General features: G+C 32.1%; 15 protein-coding genes. 6 read left to right on the forward strand and 9 right to left on the reverse strand.

Translation table 11 applies throughout. From position 1 onward, the window contains the following. The first annotated feature begins 143 nt into the window (after positions 1-143). Positions 144-1493 carry a serine hydrolase gene (locus tag SD960_RS06220; RefSeq protein ID WP_318801601.1) on the forward strand — a complete coding sequence of 450 codons (1350 nt, stop codon included), beginning with the start codon at positions 144-146 and terminating at the stop codon, positions 1491-1493. A 105-nt stretch (positions 1494-1598) separates the two neighbouring features. Here SD960_RS06220 and sufD read toward each other — a convergent pair whose 3' ends face one another. The 6 genes from sufD to SD960_RS06250 form a co-directional block, all read right to left on the reverse strand. Beyond that, on the reverse strand, positions 1599-2915 hold the full coding sequence (gene sufD / locus SD960_RS06225; protein ID WP_318801858.1) for a Fe-S cluster assembly protein SufD: 1317 nt from the start codon (positions 2913-2915) through the stop codon (positions 1599-1601). A gap of 49 nt (positions 2916-2964) precedes the next feature. After that, the gene (locus tag SD960_RS06230; RefSeq protein ID WP_318801604.1) at positions 2965-3354 is read right to left on the reverse strand and encodes a four helix bundle protein; all 390 of its coding nucleotides are present in this window, start codon (positions 3352-3354) and stop codon (positions 2965-2967) included. Positions 3355-3440: 86 nt separating this feature from the next. Beyond that, positions 3441-4187, reverse strand: coding sequence for a Fe-S cluster assembly ATPase SufC (gene sufC / locus SD960_RS06235; RefSeq protein ID WP_042564756.1), 747 nt, complete (start codon positions 4185-4187; stop codon positions 3441-3443). 12 nt (positions 4188-4199) lie between these two features. Continuing rightward, positions 4200-4688 (reverse strand): flavodoxin family protein, encoded by a 489-nt coding sequence (locus tag SD960_RS06240; RefSeq protein ID WP_318801606.1) that lies wholly within the window; start codon positions 4686-4688, stop codon positions 4200-4202. 7 nt (positions 4689-4695) lie between these two features. Further along, a complete protein-coding gene (gene sufB / locus SD960_RS06245) occupies positions 4696-6144 on the reverse strand; it encodes a Fe-S cluster assembly protein SufB (protein WP_318801607.1) in 1449 nt (482 codons plus the stop codon). Positions 6145-6213: 69 nt separating this feature from the next. Then, positions 6214-6543, reverse strand: a complete 330-nt coding sequence (locus tag SD960_RS06250) for a HesB/IscA family protein (protein ID WP_035686721.1) — start codon at positions 6541-6543, stop codon at positions 6214-6216. 370 nt (positions 6544-6913) lie between these two features. Here SD960_RS06250 and SD960_RS06255 point away from each other — a divergent pair, with 370 nt between their 5' ends. Together SD960_RS06255 and SD960_RS06260 are read left to right on the forward strand one after the other, a co-directional pair. Continuing rightward, a complete protein-coding gene (locus SD960_RS06255; protein WP_318801609.1) occupies positions 6914-7837 on the forward strand; it encodes a hypothetical protein in 924 nt (307 codons plus the stop codon). 216 nt (positions 7838-8053) lie between these two features. Next, entirely contained in the window at positions 8054-8911 is an 858-nt protein-coding gene (locus tag SD960_RS06260; RefSeq protein ID WP_318801610.1) for an MBL fold metallo-hydrolase, read from the forward strand. Between the two features lie 74 nt (positions 8912-8985). On the opposite strand, the gene SD960_RS06265 is transcribed toward SD960_RS06260, so the two are convergent. The 3 genes from SD960_RS06265 to SD960_RS06275 form a co-directional block, all read right to left on the reverse strand. Further along, on the reverse strand, positions 8986-9675 hold the full coding sequence (locus tag SD960_RS06265) for a hypothetical protein (protein WP_318801612.1): 690 nt from the start codon (positions 9673-9675) through the stop codon (positions 8986-8988). 2 nt (positions 9676-9677) lie between these two features. Then, the gene (locus SD960_RS06270; protein ID WP_318801613.1) at positions 9678-13370 is read right to left on the reverse strand and encodes a T9SS type A sorting domain-containing protein; all 3693 of its coding nucleotides are present in this window, start codon (positions 13368-13370) and stop codon (positions 9678-9680) included. A gap of 238 nt (positions 13371-13608) precedes the next feature. Then, complete coding sequence (locus SD960_RS06275; RefSeq protein WP_318801614.1) at positions 13609-16734, reverse strand: LamG-like jellyroll fold domain-containing protein; 3126 nt, start codon at positions 16732-16734, stop codon at positions 13609-13611. Positions 16735-16996: 262 nt separating this feature from the next. Between SD960_RS06275 and SD960_RS06280 the strand changes: the two genes are divergently transcribed. From SD960_RS06280 to SD960_RS06290, 3 genes are all read left to right on the forward strand, one after another. After that, a complete protein-coding gene (locus tag SD960_RS06280; protein ID WP_318801615.1) occupies positions 16997-18613 on the forward strand; it encodes a S8 family peptidase in 1617 nt (538 codons plus the stop codon). Between the two features lie 62 nt (positions 18614-18675). After that, positions 18676-20556, forward strand: a complete 1881-nt coding sequence (locus SD960_RS06285) for a M1 family metallopeptidase (protein WP_318801616.1) — start codon at positions 18676-18678, stop codon at positions 20554-20556. Between the two features lie 323 nt (positions 20557-20879). Then, a complete protein-coding gene (locus SD960_RS06290) occupies positions 20880-22031 on the forward strand; it encodes a serine protease (protein ID WP_318801617.1) in 1152 nt (383 codons plus the stop codon). The last annotated feature ends 44 nt before the right edge of the window (positions 22032-22075 follow it).

A 22075-nucleotide genomic window follows, 5' to 3' on the forward strand; every position in this document is an offset into this window, starting at 1 on the left:
ATGGTACCATCGATTGCAGGAGTAAATATCAATTATGTAATTTTAATTCTATTTTTTTTGATATATGAAATGTAATTCAAAATTGACTCCTAAAATCGTGACCATAAATTAATTATATTGCATTAAAAATAGTTGCATCATTTATGAAAAAATTTCTAAAATTACTCGTTCTCGTTTTAGTTCTCGCATTTCTGTATTTCGGATTTACAACTTATCCAAAGTTGGATTTAATTTCTGGGTTTTCAGCCAAAAGCATTGCTTCGGGACATTTTATTGATAATCGTTCGAAAGAATTAATCGAAAAAACAGACAATGATATTGACATGATTGATTTGGCAGCAAATTCAATTAACGATGCCGGAAAGTTTGCGACTTCTAATGTTTATGGATTAAAAGAAAGAAAAGCAATTTACAGAGAAGGCCTGGGAGCGACTTTGATTAATGACGATTATGATATCTCGAAACCTTATTTATTACCAAAACGCACAAAGTTAGTTAATAATCTTCCTTTTCCTTACGGGAATAATGAACCAAAAGATACGCTTTTTGCGAATGTCGATTATTCGAAATTAAAGAATGCCGTAGAAAATGCATTCGATAAAACGAGAGGAAAATCAAAACGTACGCGAGCGGTTGTGGTTTTATATAAAGACAAATTGATTGCAGAAAAATACGATACCGGTTTTAATAAAGACAGTAAAATTTTAGGCTGGTCGATGACAAAAAGTATTACGAGTTCGGCTTTTGGAGTACTTCAAAAGGAAGGGAAAATTGATATTTATAAACCGGCACCAATTACAGAATGGCAAACTGACGATCGCAAAATTATCACGATAAATGATTTGCTTCATATGAATTCCGGTTTAGAATGGGAAGAGAATTACAGCACGATTTGCGATGCCACAAAAATGCTTTTTCAGGCCGAAGATATGGGAAAAGTACAAATGGACAAACCAGCGCAGTTTAAGCCAAATACACATTGGAATTACTCATCTGGAACCACCAATTTATTATCCCGAATTTTAAGAAACCAGTTTAAAACGCAACAAGAATACCTTGATTTTTGGTACAGCGCCGTAATCGACAAAATTGGAATGAATTCGATGATAGTTGAACAGGATATGAGCGGAACTTTTGTAGGTTCCTCTTACGGATGGGCAACGCCAAGAGACTGGTCAAAATTTGGATTATTATATTTAAGAAAAGGAAATTGGAATGGTGAACAAATTCTTGACGAAAGCTGGGTAAAATACACAGCAACTCCAACCAATACTTCTGAAGGAAAATATGGAGCACAATTTTGGCTAAACGCAGGAGGGAAATTTCCTGATGTTCCGCGTGATATGTTTTATTGCAGTGGATATCAAGGTCAAATGGTAGCGATTATTCCGTCTTTAGATATGGTAATTGTGAGAATGGGAGTGAGGGAAGGAGATAAAAGTTTTGACTTTAATGGGTTTTTGAAGGAGGTAATTTCTTCAGTGAAAAAATAAAATTTTACCGCAAAGACGCAAAGTAAAAAGCGCAAAGTTCGCAAAGTTTTGTAATAAACCTTTGCGAACTTTGTGTAACCTTTGTGACTTTGTGGTAAAACTAAACTACAAATCAAATCCTAAATTCACACCTAATTTCATGGCAATGATTTTAGTAATTCTTTGCTTTAATTCCGGTATTTTAATGCTTTCGATAACGGCATTTGAGAATGCGTACATCAATAAAGCTTTTGCTTCTTTTTTAGGGATTCCACGAGATTGCATGTAGAACATTGCTGTTTCATCAAGTTGTCCAACAGTACAGCCGTGAGAACATTTTACATCATCTGCAAAAATTTCTAATTGTGGTTTTGCATTGATGGTTGCTTTGTCACTCAATAAAATGTTATTGCTTTTTTGGAAAGCATTTGTTTTTTGAGCTTCTTTTTCTACCAATACTTTTCCGTTGAAAACTCCGGTTGAGCGATCAGAGAAAATTCCTTTATAATCCTGGAAACTTTCGCAGTTTGGAGCTGCATGGTTTACCAAAGTATAATGGTCAACGTGTTGTTTGTCATTTAATATGGAAATTCCGTTAAGTGTACTTGTCAATCTTTCACCAAAATGATAGAAGTTCAAGTTGTTACGCGTCAAATTTCCTCCAAAAGAAAATGTGTGGACAGAAGCGTGACTTTCTTGTTGTTGAGAAACATACGTATTATCAACTAAGTTCGCTTCGCTATTGTCATTTTGAATTTTGTAATAGTCAACAATCGCACGTTTTTGAGCAAAAATCTCTGTAACCGAATTGGTTAAAACCGGATTTTCGTTCAAACTTTGGTGACGCTCGATAATCTGAACATGTGAATTTTCGCCCACAATAACCAAATTTCTTGGCTGAACCATCAATGCAGCTTCATTTCCTGTAGAGAAATACATGATTTCGATAGGTTTATCAGCCACTTTCTTTTGCGGAATATTGATAAAAGCTCCTTCAGATGCAAAAGCCGTATTTAACGAAGTTAAACTTTCGTCTTTGCTTGCAATTTGGTTGAAGTAGGTATCAATTACCATTTTATATTTTGGTTTTGTCAATGCCGATGACATTAAACAAACATCGATTCCGTCGTGTGTTGTAGAAGACAAATGTGAGCTGAAAACACCATCAATAAACACTAATTTATAAGTGTCGATTTCGTGTAAAAAGTATTTTTTTACCTGATTAAATTCAATTGCATTTTCCTGCTTAGGAAAAACCGTAAAGTCATTTTTTAAGATGGCATTTAGCGATGTATATTTCCAAGCTTCTTCTTTCTTGGTTGGGAAACCTTTATTTTCGAAGTTTTTTAAGGCATTTGTGCGTATGTCATGCAAATCTGAATGTACATCGACACGCTCTTCAAAAGCCATAAAAGACGATACTAATTTTTCTTTTAAATCCATTTCTGTAGTTGTTTCCTTCGGAGTTTCAGGTTTCAAGTTTCAGGTTGATCTACTGGAACTTATTTCCTTTGAACTCTTTTTTATTGAGATAAGTGATAAAGTTTTTTATTTTACCACTTAAGTTTTCATAATCTGTTTTTAAAACTTCAAATTTTTGTTCTGAAATATATTCAAAATCAAAAACTCTATAAAGCTGAGATCTTGTTTCTCCAGCTGAACCTTTTGCGATTGATAGAAATTGTCGAAATTCTAAATTGCCATCTCTTTCAAAACCTTCAGCAATGTTATCCATTACTGAACCTGAAGAAGCTTTTATTTGATTTTTAAATCTGAAATCCGATTTTAATTCTGTTTCAATTGCAATAAGATGAATTTCTTTTGCTAATCGTCGAGCTTCTCTCCAAATTTCTAAATCCTCAAATCGAGTTATTGTTGCCATAATTTCTGTTTTATAATTTTAAGTTTAAACCTACAAAATATAGTTTAACTTGAAACTAAAAAAACATGAAACCTGAAACAAAAATTTTAGTTTTCTGCTTTAATCCAGTCGTATCCTTTTTCTTCTAACTCGTAAGCTAATTCTTTTCCTCCAGATTTTACGATTCTTCCATTGTATAAAACGTGAACGAAATCTGGAACGATATAATCTAACAAACGTTGGTAGTGCGTGATTACGATAATTGCGTTTTTCTCGCTTTTCAATTTGTTAACTCCGTTAGCCACAATTCTTAAAGCATCGATATCAAGACCAGAATCGGTTTCGTCAAGGATTGCTAATTTTGGTTCTAACATTGCCATTTGAAAAATCTCGTTTCTTTTTTTCTCTCCTCCGGAAAAACCTTCGTTTAAAGAACGAGATAAAAATTTACGATCGATTTCTAATAATTCAGATTTCTCACGAATTACTTTCAGCATTTCATTAGCGGGCATTTCTTCCTGACCGTTTGCTTTACGAGTTTCGTTGATAGCTGTTTTCATGAAGTTAGTTACGCTTACTCCAGGAATTTCTACAGGATATTGAAACGAAAGGAAAACTCCTTTATGTGCTCTTTCTTCTGGAGCAAGATCAGCAAGATCTTCTCCGTCAAGGAAAACTTGTCCGTCTGTAACTTCATAGTTTTCGTTTCCGGCAATAACAGCCGAAAGTGTACTTTTTCCAGAACCGTTTGGTCCCATGATGGCGTGTACTTCGCCAGCTTTAACTTCTATATTAATTCCTTTTAGGATTTCTTTATCACCAATTGAGGCGTGAAGGTTTTGTATTGATAACATTGTTTTTTTATTTTATATAAATGTCAATTCTATTTTTGTTGTTTGGTTTAGGATGTTGGCATTAAAATGCGCGTGTCCTAAATATTCCATGCCTAAATAATCGGCTGTTTTTTTGAACGGAATGTAAAAACTTTCTTCAATTTCATCGTCGTGAGAATTTGATATCACGCCAATTTTCTTTCCTCTAAGCTTTCGTCCGGTTTCTTTTTCAATTCGAATTAAATCCGAAAAGCGATCAAAGAAAACCTTCATAATTCCACTCATATTATACCAATATATTGGCGTTGCAAAAATTAAAGTGTCATAATTTTCGATGATACCTTTTATTAAAGGAAAAAAATCATCTTCTCTGTTTTTGCTTTCGTAATCGTAATAGGAAATATTAAAATCACTCAAATTAATTACTTCTATTCCGTGTTCTTTAGAAATTTCGTCTACAATTTTTGTTGTATTTCCGTTTTTTCTTGATGAACCTAAAATGATGACTGTTTTATTTCCCATCTTGCAATTATCCAACAGATCCTTCTAAAGAAATCTCTAATAATTTTTGAGCTTCAACCGCAAATTCCATTGGTAATTTGTTCAATACATCTTTACTGAAACCGTTTACAATTAAGGCAATCGCTTTTTCTGTCGGTATACCTCTTTGGTTGCAATAAAAAACCTGATCTTCTCCAATTTTACTTGTAGTTGCTTCGTGCTCTATTTTTGCCGATGGATTTTTACTTTCAATATAAGGGAAAGTATGCGCTCCACAATTGTTCCCCATTAAAAGAGAATCACACTGCGAAAAGTTTCTTGCATTCTCAGCTCTAGGGCTAATCTGCACTAATCCACGGTAACTGTTTTGTGATTTACCAGCCGAAATACCTTTAGAAATAATTGTCGATTTAGTGTTTTTTCCTAAATGGATCATTTTAGTTCCGGTATCAGCTTGTTGGTAATTATTGGTAACGGCGATCGAATAAAATTCTCCTACCGAGTTATCTCCTTTAAGTACACAAGAAGGATATTTCCAGGTTACAGCAGAACCTGTTTCTACTTGTGTCCATGAAATTTTAGCGTTTGTTTCGCATAAACCTCTTTTGGTTACGAAGTTGTAAACTCCACCTTTTCCTTCTTTGTTTCCTGGGAACCAGTTTTGAACGGTAGAATATTTAATTTCTGCATCATCCAAAGCGATTAATTCAACTACAGCTGCATGCAATTGGTTTTCGTCACGACTTGGAGCGGTACAACCTTCAAGGTAAGAAACATAACTTCCTGCATCTGCAATAACAAGAGTTCTTTCGAATTGTCCTGTTCCTGCCTGATTAATTCTGAAATAAGTTGAAAGTTCCATAGGGCAACGAACGCCTTTTGGAATATAGCAGAAACTTCCGTCAGAGAAAACTGCTGAGTTTAATGCTGCGTAGAAGTTGTCTTTTTGAGGTACAACAGTTCCTAAATATTTACGAACCAATTCCGGGTGTTCTTTTATTGCTTCAGAAATTGGACAGAATATAATTCCTTTTTCTCCCAAAGTTTTCTTGAAAGTAGTTGCCACAGAAACAGAATCGACAACAATATCCATAGCGACATTGTTCATCATTTTTTGTTCATCGACAGAAATACCTAACTTTTTATACATTTCTAAAAGTTCAGGATCTACATCGTCTAATGTTTTTGAAGGATCTACTTGTTTTGGTGCAGAATAATATGAAATTGCCTGAAAGTCAGGTTTTTCATAATGTACATTTGCCCATTCCGGTTCGATCATTTCTTTCCAGGCACGAAAAGCCTCGATGCGCCAGTCGGTCATCCATTGCGGCTCTTCTTTTTTTAGAGAAATAGCTCTTACGATATCTTCGTTTAAGCCAATAGGAAACGTTTCCGATTCGATATCGGTATAAAACCCGTATTCGTATTCTTTGGTTTCGAGTTCGATTTTTAAATCGTCTTCAGTATATTTTGACATTTTTTAGTTTTTTAAAACGCTTTAAAAAGAAATTCAAATCGTTTAAATTTGTGCTTAGATTCTTTTAATTTATAGTGAAAAAGATTCACCGCAACCACAAGTTCTGCTTGCATTTGGGTTATTAAATACAAATCCTTTTCCGTTCAACCCTCCTGAAAACTCCAGAATTGTTCCGGCTAAATATAGAAATGATTTTTTTTCAACTGCAATTGTTATGTCGTTGTCTACAAATATTTTATCGTCGTCGCCTTTGGTTTTATCAAATTTTAAATCATATGACAAACCAGAGCATCCACCGCTTTTCACACCTACGCGTACGTAATCGTGAGCGGCATCAAAACCATCATCACTCATCAGGTCGATGATTTTCTTTTTGGCTGTATCAGAAACTTTTATCATTGTTTATGGTATTTGTTTTTCCTTCATTTTAATTTGCATTTAAAAATGGTAATGAATTTATTACATTTTAAAGTGCTGTATTTCAATGCTGAAATTAAATTATCTGCAAAGATACGACTTAAAAACCTTTTTCCATAACGCTTCACATTATTATAACAAATGTTAAAATAGATAATAGTTATTTTGTGAAAATCAATTTGTTCTCCAAGCATATTTTCATTTGTTTTTTAAAAATTGTGAAAAAAAGAAAAAAATGATGTTTTTGTAAGATTTACATATCAATTATTCTGATAATATGTTAAAAATGGGTATTTATACGCATTGTGGGTTGTTAATTATAAGATATTTTTGCAGAAAATTGTGAGTAATTATGAAAAAACAGAATAAAAACAATTGGTTTAAAGTTCTTTTGGCAATCTTCTTAGTTTTTGGGCTTGGTTCTACGCTCTTTATTTTAAGTAAAGAATCTTATGATGTTGTAGAGAGACCTATAAAAAGAAGAAGTGATGAAGCCTTACGATTGAGCCTTGAAGCACTTGCGCAAAAGAATATTTTAGATTCTTTAAATACTTTAAAATTAGCTTACGATGTAGCGATTCTCGAAAAAACAGCTTTATCTCAGGAATTGGAGCTGGAAAAAATAAAGGTAGAAAACTTAATCGAAATTATAAAAATTTCCAGGAATCCATCTACTTTACAAATAGAGGTTTATCGTAAGCAATTATCAGATTTAAAAACTTCATTGGAATCTAAAATTGTAGAAATTTCAAATCTAAAATCTCAGAATAAAAATTTGTTAACCGAAATTGAGAGTCAGAATGTTGTAATGTACAAGCAAAAAGCTGAAAATGATACTTTAATTTCTAAACAAAAAAAGTTAGAATCAATTTTAAAAGATGCCTCAAGGTTGTCTCTAAATGGATTTAAAGTGATAGCGCTTCGCGAAAAAAAATCTGGAAAAGAACTTGAAACAGACAAAGCTAAAAACACTGATAAACTTAAAGTAAGTTTTTCTGTTAACGGAAATTCTGCTGCCAAAACAGGAAAAAGGGTTTTTTATGTTCAGGTTTTAGATCAGAAAAATAAGGTTCTGGGCGAAAATAAATTAGTTGAATTTGACAATGATAAAGCACTCGTTTACAGTTTTATTGTGGCGGTAGATTTTCAGGGAAAACCGGCAAATGTTTATGGAGTTTTAAATTCTTATGATTATGAATTTCAAAAAGGAACTTATTTTGTCAACTTCTTCGACAAACAAGAAATTATGGGAAGTTCTTCCATTACGCTTGAATAACTCATTTTGGTCCACAGATTAAACAGATTTTACTGATTTACACAGATTCTTTTTAATTAACCAAGCTTTCTAAGAATAAAAAAACACAGTGAAAATCAGCAGAACCCGTAAAAATCTGTGGGTAATTTTATATATGCCTGAGAATATTATGATTGAATGCTTAGCATAAGGAGATTGGATTTCCTAGTTTTGTTTTTCAATTAGAAATATACTCTTATGAAACTTTACCCAATAGAATCCGGAAATTTTAAATTAGATGGTGGTGCTATGTTTGGTGTTGTACCAAAAACAATTTGGAACAAAACGAATCCTGCCGATGCCAATAACTTAATTGATATTGCAGCGAGATGCCTGCTTATTGAAGACGAAAATCGCCTGATTTTGATTGATACCGGAATGGGAGACAAACAATCTGAAAAGTTTTTTGGATATTACTCGCTTTGGGGTTCGCATTCTATAGATAAATCGTTGGCAAAATATGGTTTTCACCGGGATGATATTACGGATGTTTTTATGACACATTTGCATTTTGACCATTGTGGAGGAAGTGTTCAATGGAATTTGGACAAAACGGGATATGAGCCAGCGTTTAAAAATGCCAAATACTGGAGCAACGAAAATCATTGGGAATGGGCAACAAAACCTAATTCTCGTGAAAAAGCTTCTTTTTTATCAGAGAATATTTTGCCAATGCAGGAAAGCGGACAATTGAATTTTATAAAACGTCCTGAAAGTGATTTTGCATTTTCTGAAGAATTAGGATTTGACATTTTTTACGTTGACGGTCATACCGAAAAACAAATGATTCCGCATATAAAATATAAAGATACAACAATAGTTTTTTGTGCCGATTTATTGGCAACAGCCGGACATATTCCGTTACCGTATGTAATGGGTTATGATACGAGACCATTATTGACAATGCCCGAGAAATCGAAGTTTTTGAACGCAGCTGCAGATCATAATTATTATTTATTTCTGGAACACGATGCACACAATCAAATAATAACGGTTGAACATACCGAAAAAGGTGTTCGTTTAAAAGATATTTTTACTTGCGAAGATATTTTGTAGAGAAATTTAAAATATAAAAAAATCCCATTTTCATGAATTTGAAAATGGGATTTTTTAGTTTGTAATGGTAATGATTAGTTGGTTTTAAACTTCCAAACCTGACCAATAGTTTCTCCGCCTTTATTATCTTTTACAACAACTTTCCAGAAGTATTCTTTTGTGGCTTCAAGCGTAACAGCATATGAGGTTGAACTTGTATTCTCACTTACTTTTGCTATTGGAGGATTTGTTGTTCCAAAATATACATCATAAGTCAGAACATCTGTAGCGTCAACATCCGTAGCTTGCCACTGTAAAGTGGCAGTTGCTGTAGTCAATACAATATTTATTGATGGTTCAACCAATTCCGGGGCAAAAGGCAAATGATTAACTACAGCTTCGCCAGAAGTATAAAGTTTAAAAGTGGATGAAGAAATGCTTGACAAACCTTTGCTGTCTGTTGCTTTTATTCTCCAATAATAAGCTGTATTTTTTTCTAATGTAATAGATGTATTATTTGTTGCAACATCAACTGTTTTCGCAATTTGTGAGAATGAATTATCTTTCGCAACCTCAATGTGATATGTTATTGCATCGTTATTAGCATCTGTAGAAGCATTCCATTGAAAGTTAACAGTATTGTCTACACATAATTTATTATCTGTTGGAGCAACCAAAGTGGGTACAGTTGGTGCTTCATTTTTAGGAGTTTCAGGGTCATCGCTTCCACCGCCACAAGCTGAAACAAGCAAACTAATGATTGATAAGTATATAAAATTCTTCATTTTTATTTTTTTATAATTTTAATATATTCCGGAGTTTCTAAATAGATTTTGGCTGCATAAATTCCCGAAGGTTGATTTTCAAGATTTAATTGTGCTTTTCCGTTTTCGATATTATAGGCTTTAGTCGAAACTAATTGACCTCCAAAATTGTATAATTCTATTGTAACTTCATTTTTGCTCGTTGGAATTTCAATTTCAAAATTTCCGGATGTTGGATTTGGATAAGCTGAAAGTGATTCTATTTGAGATTCAAAATCCGAAGAAGAAACTTTTTTAGCATAAATACCTTCACAAGCTTTTGCTGTTGCAACTTCTACTAATGCATCTTTGTTTACATCTATAGAAAATGCAGCATCATTAGTTTGAAACTCTTCTGTGCCATTCACAAAAACTGTAAAAGGTGCAGTTCCTTGTGTGATTTCTATATCAACAGTTTTAGATGTAGTTTTAGATGTTCCGGCAACAGTTGTTGCTTTTGCGATTGTTACATTAAAGTTTTGTTCAAAAAGTTCGTTAGGAATAGTAATTGAAATGGTGTAGTTTCCTGGAGTTAAATTGGAATAATTCAAAACATTATTGGTAAAGGCTAATGTTTTTCCATTAATTTTTGCCTCATAAGCATAAGTTTCTTTGGCAGTGATACTTATTTGACCATTATTTTCACCAAGACAAGTTTCTCCTTTTGCTTCTATAGTAAAATTATTTGCAGGAAGAGTAAGAGGTCCGGCGCAATCTTCAGAAAATCTAACATTAGGATCTGCATAATATGACCAGTTTGTTTTGGCATATTTAGCATCAGTAACCTGAATACATTTTAGATCTGGATTGTTTTTGTAATTAGGAACATCAAGATTGATGTAAAGCTCTTTTATACCATTTTGTAAATTTAAATTGGTAAGCTTGTTATTATTACAATTTACATAATGTACCTTCTTATTTTTTGAGATATCAAAAGTAGTTAACTGATTATTGTAAAAATCAACATATTCTAACACTAAATTATTTACAGGGTTTAAAACTTTAAGCTTATTGTTTGAAACTAGTAAATAAGATAATAAAATATTTTTTGTTATATCTATTTCAGTAAGTTGATTTTGAGATAAATAAACATCCGTTAGTTTTAAATTTTTAGATAAATCAATAGTAGATAAATTATTATTACTAGCAGTTAATTTTTTTAATTCAGGTAAAAACGTAACATCTAATTCATTTAACTGAAGCGATGTGCACTCTAATTCCTTAAGTTTTAGATTTTTTGAAATGTCAAATCCAGATATTGTATTTGTACCACAAGAAAGGATTGCCAGATTGATGTTTTTTGTAACATCCAAACTAGTTAATTTATTATTTGAACAATTTAGATCTAATAAGTTTGGTGATGCAGTTACGTTTATATCAGTTAATAAATTACCACTACAGTTGAAGTAAATTAAACTTGGTTTATTAGTTGTATCTAATCCGGTTAATTTATTATTTTCAACATATAACTGCACTAAGTTGTTTTGATTAGTAAGATTCAGACTTGTCAATTCATTGTTGCTGCAAGCTAACAAAGTTAATTTATTGTTTGTTATATCCAGATTTTTTAATTTATTGCTTTTACAGCTAATTTGATCTAACTTTTTATTGTTAGACACATTCAGTTCTGTTAGGGCATTGCGAGAAACATCTATATAAGACAAATCTGTATTATTTGAAATGTCTAAAGATGTTAACTTGTTTGAAGAACAGTTCAGGTTATTCAACTTTGTATTTTTGCTAAGATCTAAAGTAGTCAGTAGATTACCTTCACAGTATAATTGTGTTAATGCAGTATTTTTAGAAACATCCAGTTTAGTGATTTTTCCACAACCACCGCCATTGCTTGAAATACAGCCGTTTCTGCATTCTAGTACCTCTAATGCAGTAAAATCTTGTATTCCTGTTAAATCAGCAACTAGTGTTGGTTCAACTTTTAATGATTTTACAGTAGCAATTCTTGGAGTTAACACTTTTCCATCAGGCTCACCGGAATCTATACCCAGCTCAATCAATCTTTTTTCAAACTCTTTATCAGGAATAAGTGTATATGATGGTGCAGAACAAGCTGTTGAAGTATAATTAAAGTATGGATCTTTTTTTATCCAGTTTTGTGTTGAATAATTTACATCGTCAACTTGTACACAATATAAACTTGGATCTCCTATTAAATTTATAGTTGTAATTTTGGTATTGTTACCGTTTTTTAAATTTATTTCACTTAATGTGGTAGTGTATTGACAAATTACTGTAGTTAAATTAGTGTTTTTAGATAAATCCAATGTTTTAATCTGACCCCAGTTACAATTAAAATAATTTAATTTTAAATTTTTAGAGACATCAATGCTTGTTAGCTTTTTTGTTCCACAAGAAATTGATGTTAGATTGATGTTTTTTGTAAGATCTATATTTGCTATTTCAGTATCAGAAAAATTAACACGATCTAATAAAATGTTATTAGACAAATCAAGAGTTGTCAATGGATTTATAAAACAGTTGAGATCAATTAAATTCAGGTTTTTTGAGACATCAATTGAAGTTAATAAATTAGAGTCACAATATAAGGTGTATAGATTTGTATTTTTAGAGACATCTAAAGTAGTTAATTTGCTATTGCTTACGTTTATAAGACGTAATCCTGTATTTTTACTAACATCAAAAGAAGTTACTTTTGTACCTGAACAAGTGAATGTTGTTAACGCCTGATGTTTTGAAATATCAATTGTATCGATTAAAGTGTTATCTAATGATAATGTTTGTAAATTAGGGTTGTTAGTTATGTTAATTGTAGCAACTTTATTTTCTCTGCAAATTAATGTTGTTAATTTTTTATTATTAGAAACATCTAAACTGGTCAATTTATTTGTGGAACAATTTAAAGACATTAGGTTAGTGTTTTTAGAGACATCTAATGTTTTTAATAAGCCATCAGCTTCTGCAGTAGCATAATAATAATTGCCTCCAGTTGCAGACAATGTTTCTAAAGCTGTAAAATCCTGAATTCCTGTTAAATCAGAAATCACTCTTGTATCGACTGTTAATGATTTGACGGTTTGGATTTTCGATGTTAACACTTTTCCATCTGTTGCACCGCTGTCAATACCTAAAAAGATTAATTTTTTTTCGAATTCAATATCTGGAATCAAAGTATATTGCAAAGGAATACTAGCAACATCTACAACAGAAACATTGTCAATTAAAACTTCAGTATTTACAGAGCCGTTAGCGTAGATATCTATTTCAATGTTTTCTGAAACAGTCGGGGTATAATCAAATTCAATTTTTCTCCATTCTGTAGAAGAAGAAGTAACATCAGATTTTTTAATTATTTCTTCTTTGAAAGTACTTGGTTTATGATATAAACTCAAATCAACAGAATACAACGCTCCTCTTAAAATCTTATGGTATAAAGTTACACGATACGTTTTATTTGCCGTAACAGGAAAATATTCGCTGTTAATGTAATTGAAAGTTCCGGTAACAATCCCTACATTGACACTTGATGAACCATTTTGAGCTGTTGTGCTCTGAGAAACCAAGCCGTTAAAATAACGATACCAGTTATCTGGCTGCGAGGATGAAGACCAAATTTCAAAGTTTCCATTCGGGACTAAATTGGTCTGCGCATAAAAAGAAAAATTTGCTAATAATAGCAACAAGAGTAGTTTTGTTTTCATAGATTACATTTATGGTTTTGGAAATACAAGAGTACGAATTACAATTGGAGTTTTATTACGGGATCCCGTATTAAAAGACAAATAATTGTATGTCTTTTTGTTTGTAATTAAAGTATTGATTTTAAGTTAAATAGCTGTGATATATGGTAAAAAAATGTTTTTTGTTTAAAGAGCATAAAAATAAAAAGCCTCATTTTCAAGTAAATGAAAATGAGACTTTTTAGCTTAAAGAATTCAATTATTCCACAATTACCTTCTTAGCCGAAGCCGCATCGTGATTGATTAAATAAATGTAGTAAACACCTTTTGGCAATCCAGATAAATTGATTGTATTATTTGTATTGTTTGAATTTAAAGTAAACGTTTTTACGAGTTGTCCTAATTCATTATAAACGTTTGCCTGTTCTAAAGTGATATTTAGAATATTTACTTCACCATTTGTTGGATTTGGATAAATCGTAGCTCTTGCAAAAACTGAATCTTCGATGCCTAATGTTTTACAAGTATTAGAATAAGTAGTTGTTGATTCTTTAATATTTGACCAATTAGCATTCGAATAATCTGCATCATCAACCTGAATACAACTTAAAGTTGTAAGTCCTAAAAAACTTGTATATAAACCAGTTGCTGCATTTTTGCCGGTTTGTGTTGGCAGAATGAAGTTTCTGTTATTGCCATTTCTTAGGTTAAGTGATACCAATGGATTATTTGCTACATAAACAATTGTAAGTTTTGTGTTTTTAGATAAATCTAAAGTGGTAAGCTGATTTGAAGAAGCATTTAATATTTCTAAAAGACCATTGTTGCTTACATCTAAAGTTTTAAGTTGATTATTACTCACATCTAGATAAGTCAATGACGTGAAATTTTCAATACCTGACAAATTAGAGATATTGCTGTTGGAAAGGTCTAAAACAGTTATACCACTGATGTTTGCAGCAGTAATTTTTCCATTTAAACCATCAGTATCTATTCCTAAATCAATCAATTTTTGTTCGAAATTTTGATCTGGAATTGCAACAAAAGAAGAAGAACAATCTGAGCTATAGTTTGCTGTTACATCTTTTCTATCAGCCCAATTTGCATTCGAATATGCAACATCATCAACCTGAATGCAAGTTAAATTTGGATTATTTGTAAATATTGTTTTGTGCTGTTCAACTACAAAATTTGTATTGTTTCCATTTTTTAAATTCAAATAAGTCAGTTCATTCGAATAGCAAACTAAATCATATAAAGCAACATTTTTAGAAACATCAAGGCTTTGTAATTTATTTCTGTAACAATGCAATTCTTTCAAGGCTGTATTGGTAGATACATCCAGATTTGTTAATTGATTATCAGGACAATCTAATGATTCTAAATTAGTTAGGTTAGAGATATTTAGGTTAGTTAATAAGTTTTCAAAGCAGTATACTGTTTGCAATAGTTTATTTTGAGATAAATCTAAAGTTGTTAATTTATTTGTGAAACAATCTAAATACCATAAATCAGGATTTGCGGTCAAATTTAAACTCATTAATTTGTTTTCATAACATTCAAGTTGTTTAAGCTTGGTGTTTTGAGAAAAATCAAGTGATGTTATTTGGTTTTTTCCACAATTTAAAACTTCTAAAGCACTAAATGCTTCAATACCGGTTAAATCACTAATAGAAGAATTATAAAGTTCTAAATCAGTAACAGAAGCAATATTTGAAGTCAAAACTTTTCCATCAGCAATGCCCGAATCAAGACCTTCGCTAATTAATTTGTTTTCAAAATTTATATCGGGAATTAATGTATATGGAGAAGTACAGATTTCATTATAAGAAGCTGTGGCATCTTTTTTAGCACTCCAGTTTGTGTTGGCATACGCTAAATCATCAACTTGAATACAAGTTAAATTTAGATTGTTTGTAAGATTTAGATATGCAAATTTAACATTGTTTGCATTCTTCAAATTTAGACTCGTTAATTGGTTAGAATTAGAATATAAACCGACTAAAGCAGTATTTACGCTAACATCCAAAGTGGTTAGCTGATTTTTAGAACAATTTAAAAATTCTAAAGCTTTATTTTTGCTTATATTCAAATTTGTTAATTGATTAGATTGACAATATAGCTCTGTTAGAGTAGTGATTTTAGAAACATCCAATTGGGTTAATTTATTTTCGCGACAATCCAGCAGTTTTAAAGCTGTATTCCTACTTACATCCAAACTGGTTAATTGACTAGTATTACATCCCAAAAATGTTAACGCAGTATTTGAGCTTACATCCAAAGCAGTATATTTGTTTGAACCCGAATCTAATTTTGTTAACGCTGTATTCTTACTTACATCTAATACTGTTAATTGATTTGAATAACAGCTCAAATTAAGTAAAGCAATATTGTTACTTACGTCTAAAGAGGTTATTTTATTGTTGTTACAGTCTAGAGTAGTCAGAGCTATATTTTTACTTACATTTACTGTTGTTAATGAATTTTGACCACAATACAAATCAGTTAATGATACAAAGTCTTGTATTCCTGTTAAATCAGAAATATTACTTTTGGTAAGGTCTAATAACTTTACAGTGCTAATATTGGAAGTAAGTACTTTTCCATCAACAGTACCAGAATCAATACCTAAATCAATTAATTTTTTCTCAAAATTTGCATCAGGAATTAATGTGTAATTAGTTGTATTGCCTGGAACATACAAAGCTAAAATTTCTTCAGGAGTCAATACACGATTCCAAATAGCAATATCATCTATTGTTCCCTTAAAGCCTTCTTTTACAGTATCTCCTGAAATTCTTTGTCCAATTCTAAAGATATTTCCAATAGTATTTAAACTCACTGCTTTTTGATCAACATACTTGCCATTTACATATATCGAAAGTTTCGTTCCGTCATAAGTAACCGTAAAAAAGTACCAATCATTGTTAGCATAATCAAAATTATTGATGTAAAAGTCGTCACTAGAAAAACTCGCTCCGCTTATCATTTGTAGATAACCTTTACTATAAACAGAAAGGGAAAGTCTTTGTAATTTGGCTAAAGAACCATAATTAAAAATAGATGCGTCATATTTATTCGGATCAGAAAAAGCATCATTAGTCTTAAACCATCCCGAAATTGTTCTTGCCGCATTGTTTTTGGGAATATTTGGTATAGCAGCATCAATATAACTGTTTACACCATCAAAATTATAGGCAGCATTGCTATTCCCGAATCTGTCTGATGTTAAAGTAGCTGCTGTAACAGTTCCACTTGATCCGTTACCGCTTGTATCATTTGCATTTCCATTAAAAGGATAATAAGCAACCAAACCATCTGTTGGTATTTGAGCATTTATTTGTAAACAGGAAAAAATTAAAAGTAAGAGTAAAGTTTTTTTCATAAATAGGATTTTACGTTTTTGGCAGTACAAGAATACGAATTAGAATTGAATTTTAATTACGGAAAGACGCATTAAAGAGATTAATATGAAATCGTTAGCATACTTACCGAAAATACATTTGTAAATAAAAGCTTTCTTTTATAGCAAAAAACCACTTAAATTGCTGCAAATAAATCATAACACAGTGTTAAGGGCTAGTTTTTTGTAACAAAAAAGTATAATTTAGACCCATCTTTTAACTTTACATTTATAATATAGATACATGAGTCATATAAAACCTCTCAAATTATCTGCTTTTGCATTACTTGTTTTAGCAGGTTGCAGCGCTACTATGCAAGCGCAAGTTTCAACTTCTAAAGAATTTATTACAGCTCCTTTAGCGGTTGTTAAAAAAACTCCGGTTACCGAAAATGAATTAAAAAGATGGAGTCATCTTGATCTGATTAAAGATTCGATTCCGGGAATGAGTGTTGATAAGGCTTATGCCGAATTATTACAAGGAAAAACAGGTAAAAAAGTAATCGTAGGCATCGTTGATTCTGGTGTTGATATTGAGCACGAAGATTTGAAAGGAATGATCTGGACAAATGCTAAAGAAATTGCCGGTAACGGAATCGATGATGATAAAAACGGATTTATAGATGATGTTCACGGATGGAATTTCCTTGGAAATGCTGTTGCTGAAAATCTTGAAATGACTCGTATCATCAAAAAGAAAGATGACGGATCTGCTGAATATAAAAATGCATTAGCTCAGTATACTGAAAAATACGAGAAAGCACTAAAAGATAAAGAACAGGTAGATTTTTTATTAGATGTTCACGCAACGATTAAAAAAGAGTTAAACAAAACGACTTATAAAGTTGAAGATCTAAGCGCTATTACTTCTACAGATCCAAAAGTGACCAGAAGTAAAATGATCATGACTCAGGTTTTTACAAATGCAGGGCCAACTTTTGATCCTGAAGCTGATTTTGAAGAATACAGAGAACAAGTTTACGATCAGTTAAATTACAACTTAAATAAAGAATTTGACGGAAGAAAAGTCGTAGGAGATAATCCTGAAGATATAAAAGACAATCATTATGGTAATAATATTGTTTTTGGTCCGGACAAAGAAAAAGCACTTCACGGAACACACGTTGCAGGAATCATTGCGCAAATTCGCGGTAATAATTTAGGCGGAGACGGAGTTGCTTCGAATGTTGAAATCTTAACCGTAAGAGCAGTTCCTGATGGGGATGAGTATGATAAAGATATTGCATTGGCCATTCGCTATGCGGTTGATAACGGTGCAAAAGTAATCAACGGAAGTTTTGGGAAAAGTTTTTCACCGCACAAACAATGGGTTTATGATGCAATTAAATATGCTAAGAAAAAAGATGTTTTAATTGTTCATGCTGCTGGTAATGATGGTTATAATATTGACGAAACAAAAAACATCAACTATCCAAATGATTCAGAAGATAACATCAAAGAATTTTCAGATAACGTAATCACTATTGGAGCCATTAATAAATCTTACGGAGAAGGCGTAATCGCTAATTTTTCTAACTTCGGAAAAATAAATGTAGATGTTTTTGCTCCGGGTGAAGAAATTTATGCAACCGTTCCAAACAATAAATACAAATACTTGCAAGGAACATCGATGGCATCACCAAATGCTGCAGGAGTTGCTGCTTTAATTAGATCATACTATCCAAAATTAAAAGCTTCTCAAGTAAAACAAATTTTAATGGATTCAGGAGTTGCACTTCCCGGAACAGTTGCTTTGGGAGAAAATAGCGATATAAAACCAGCAGCAGAGTCGTCAAAAACAGCTAAAATGGTAAATGCTTACAATGCATTATTAATGGCTGAAAAAATGTCTAAAAAATAACACCATAAATATACTAATCCAGTGGAAGAGTGCGAACTCTTCCATTTTTTATTATAAAAATCATGCATAAAATTATTCTACTTTCTTTTTTGAGTTTTGGTTTAAACTCAGCTTTTGCACAAAGCGCTCCGTATTGGCAACAACATGCTGATTATAAAATGGAGGTTTCGATGGATGTAAAAAATTATCAGTACAAAGGAAAACAAGAGTTGGTTTATACCAATAATTCTCCTGATACTTTAAGAAAGGTATTCTATCATTTATTTCCAAACGCTTTTCAGCCCGGAAGTGAAATGGATGCCCGTCTTCATTTTATAAAAGATCCCGACGGAAGAATGGTCAATAAAGTAAAAGGTGCTGATGGAAAAGATGTAAAACAAAGCAGAATTGAAACTTTAAAACCAAACGAAATCGGTTTTTTAAAAATCAACAATTTTAAACAAGATGGTGTTTCTGCACAAACAAGAGTTTCAGGAACAATTCTGGAAGTAACTTTGGCAAAACCAATTTTACCAAATTCTAAATCAACTTTTACATTAGATTTTGATGGACAAGTTCCGGTTCAGATTCGCCGTTCAGGACGTAATAATTCTGAAGGAGTTGAATTATCAATGTCACAATGGTATCCAAAATTAGCCGAATTTGATTTCGAAGGCTGGCACGCAGATCCATACATCGCAAGAGAATTTCACGGTGTCTGGGGTAATTTTGATGTAAAAATTACAATTGATAAAGAATACACAATTGGAGGTTCAGGATATTTGCAGGATAAAAACCAAATTGGTCATGGTTACGAAGATGCCGGTGTAACGGTTACTTATCCTAAAAAAGCAAAAACATTAACCTGGCATTTTATAGCGCCAAATGTTCATGATTTTACCTGGGCCGCTGATAAAGAATATACTCATGATATTGTAAAAGGACCAAATGATGTTGATTTGCATTTCTTCTACAAAAACAATCCAAAAACAACGGCAAACTGGAAACAATTAGAACCTCTAATGCTGAAAGTTATGGATTATTATGATCACAGAGTTGGGCAATATCCATACAAACAATATTCATTTATTCAGGGTGGAGATGGCGGAATGGAATATGCAATGTGTACGCTAATGTTAGGAAACGGAACGCTGGAAGGAATTCTGGGAACTGCAACTCATGAATTGGGTCACTCTTGGTTTCAGCACATTTTGGCTTCAAACGAATCTAAACATCCATGGATGGACGAAGGTTTTACAACCTATATTGAAGATAGCGCTTTGAATGAATTAAAAGGAGATAAAAAAGAAGTAAATCCGTTTAAAGGAAATTATGCTGCTTATTATCAATTGGTTCAATCAGGAAAAGAGCAGCCACAAACAACACATGGCGATCGTTACGATGAAAACAGACCGTATAGTATTTCATCTTATGTAAAAGGAAGTATCTTTTTGTCGCAATTAGAATATGTAATTGGAAAAGAAAATCTTGACGCTACTTTAAAAAGATATTTTAACGATTTTAAATTCAAGCATCCAACGCCAAATGATATCAAAAGATCGGCAGAAAGAGTTTCTGGAGCTGAGTTAGATTGGTATTTAATCGATTGGGCACAAACAGCCAATACTATTGATTATGGTATTAAAGATGTTGCTGATAATGGAGGAAAAACAACCGTTACTCTGGAAAGAATTGGAAGAATGCCAATGCCAATCGATTTAAAGGTAGAATATAAAGACGGAACTTCTGAAAATTTCTATATTCCTTTGAGAATGATGAATTTCATTAAACCAAATCCAAATTCAAACGAAAAAAGAACAGTTTTAGAAGATTGGGCTTGGGCACAATCAAACTATAGTTTTGCAATCGACAAAAACAAAACAGCAATCAAAAAAATCACAATTGATCCAAGCGGATTAATGGCTGATATAAAAGCTGCCAATAATGTTTTTGAAGTAAAGTAAAAAATTTAAAATTATTTTTAATGAAGCCAAAGCAAGATTTATTCTGGCTTTGGCTTTATTGTTTTAAAAAAATAGTACTTTATTTTAATAATCATTGCTATGCCTTCAGCACACAGGAAGTTATAATCTATACACCTTTATTAGAATACAATTAAGATATAGAATTAGTGCAGATATATATAGTATCAATGCCAAATACAATGATTTCCACTAGTGAAATTTAATAATTAAATTACTACCTTGGCGCCATTAAAATAGCAAATATTGAGAATTTTTGCGAATTTACGAGCTAAAACAAATTAACAAAACCGATCTGTTTACAAATGAAAATTAGAAAAATTGGACCCAATAATGATTTACATGAAATTAAAAATACGAAAAGAAAACCTTACAAAATTATCGTCTTTGCTGTAATCATTCTTTCAACAGCAACTTTTTTTGGCTTTAAATATTTAAAAAAACCACCCGTTGCTATTTGTTTAGATTCAGATACAAAAGTCTATAACGAATACAAAGACGCAGTTGTACTTATAAAACACAGCTATGGTTATTTTGCAAAAATTAAAGGAAAGGAAATTCAGCTTACTACTGAAGATGCAAAAGAAGAAACGGTTTTCGGAACAGGTTTTTTCGTAGACAGAGACGGAAAAATATTGACAAACAGCCATGTTTTACAGCCATGGAACTCATCAGAACAAGAGCAGGAAAAAGTAAACACTACTATAAGAAATCTAAGATTGAAAATTGCTTCAATTCTTACTACTGATATTTCAGAAGAGGAGTATCAAAGTTTTATTGAAAATAACTGGAAAGTTGCATCTGCTTATGACGAAAGTGAAGGCGAAGGTGATTATGAGGGCGAAGGAGAAGGTGAAGAAAGAACTGAAGAGCCAGCGGGTGAAGAATTTGTGAGTTCAAATGATACAGAAGAAGATACAACCAAAGTAACAACAGATATTGCAGCTGCTATACCTGTTAAAGAATATGTATCTAAAGAAGATATTGAGGTATATGTAAAAACTGTAGAAATTGCGGTAGCTCTTCATGATTCGGATGACCAATGGCTTAGTTGTGAGATCGAAAAAATTTCAGAAGATGCCAATATTGATTTAGGTACTGTACTGTTGACGGATCATAAAACCCCGCAAAGTGTTGTGAATATCATCAATCTTGATAATGCGGTTGAAGATGATGCTTCTTTAAATCCCGGACAGAAAGCAATAATGGTTGGTTATCCTTTAGGAATGGATTTAGCACAGACAAATTCAGGTATAAAAGTGCAGCTTTATGATGGTAAAATAAGTAAAGAATCAGACGGGAATAAAATTCAATACAGTATCACTTCTACGCATGGTGCCAGTGGCGCACCGGTATTTAATGAGTGCGGTCAACTAATTGCAGTCAATTTCAGCGGAGTAGATGAGGTACAAGGTTTTAATTTTGGGATTGTAGCAAAGCATATTCATACTTTCTAATTAGAACCTCTTAAGAATTTATTGTTTTTTCTTCTTTGTAATTA

The sequence above is a fragment of the Flavobacterium sp. MMLR14_040 genome (genome assembly GCF_033657265.1).
In the GTDB taxonomy this organism is placed as follows: domain Bacteria; phylum Bacteroidota; class Bacteroidia; order Flavobacteriales; family Flavobacteriaceae; genus Flavobacterium.

Bases quoted from the DNA above. Each gene is read 5' to 3' on its own strand.
- SD960_RS06265 (WP_318801612.1), bottom strand. From the start codon at position 9,675: ATGAAGAATTTTATATACTTATCAATCATTAGTTTGCTTGTTTCAGCT.
- sufD (WP_318801858.1), bottom strand. From the start codon at position 2,915: ATGGATTTAAAAGAAAAATTAGTATCGTCTTTTATGGCTTTTGAAGAG.
- SD960_RS06220 (WP_318801601.1), top strand. From the start codon at position 144: ATGAAAAAATTTCTAAAATTACTCGTTCTCGTTTTAGTTCTCGCATTT.
- SD960_RS06290 (WP_318801617.1), top strand. From the start codon at position 20,880: ATGAAAATTAGAAAAATTGGACCCAATAATGATTTACATGAAATTAAA.
- SD960_RS06270 (WP_318801613.1), bottom strand. From the start codon at position 13,370: ATGAAAACAAAACTACTCTTGTTGCTATTATTAGCAAATTTTTCTTTT.
- SD960_RS06275 (WP_318801614.1), bottom strand. From the start codon at position 16,734: ATGAAAAAAACTTTACTCTTACTTTTAATTTTTTCCTGTTTACAAATA.
- SD960_RS06260 (WP_318801610.1), top strand. From the start codon at position 8,054: ATGAAACTTTACCCAATAGAATCCGGAAATTTTAAATTAGATGGTGGT.
- SD960_RS06285 (WP_318801616.1), top strand. From the start codon at position 18,676: ATGCATAAAATTATTCTACTTTCTTTTTTGAGTTTTGGTTTAAACTCA.
- sufC (WP_042564756.1), bottom strand. From the start codon at position 4,187: ATGTTATCAATACAAAACCTTCACGCCTCAATTGGTGATAAAGAAATC.
- SD960_RS06250 (WP_035686721.1), bottom strand. From the start codon at position 6,543: ATGATAAAAGTTTCTGATACAGCCAAAAAGAAAATCATCGACCTGATG.
- SD960_RS06230 (WP_318801604.1), bottom strand. From the start codon at position 3,354: ATGGCAACAATAACTCGATTTGAGGATTTAGAAATTTGGAGAGAAGCT.
- SD960_RS06255 (WP_318801609.1), top strand. From the start codon at position 6,914: ATGAAAAAACAGAATAAAAACAATTGGTTTAAAGTTCTTTTGGCAATC.
- SD960_RS06240 (WP_318801606.1), bottom strand. From the start codon at position 4,688: ATGGGAAATAAAACAGTCATCATTTTAGGTTCATCAAGAAAAAACGGA.
- sufB (WP_318801607.1), bottom strand. From the start codon at position 6,144: ATGTCAAAATATACTGAAGACGATTTAAAAATCGAACTCGAAACCAAA.
- SD960_RS06280 (WP_318801615.1), top strand. From the start codon at position 16,997: ATGAGTCATATAAAACCTCTCAAATTATCTGCTTTTGCATTACTTGTT.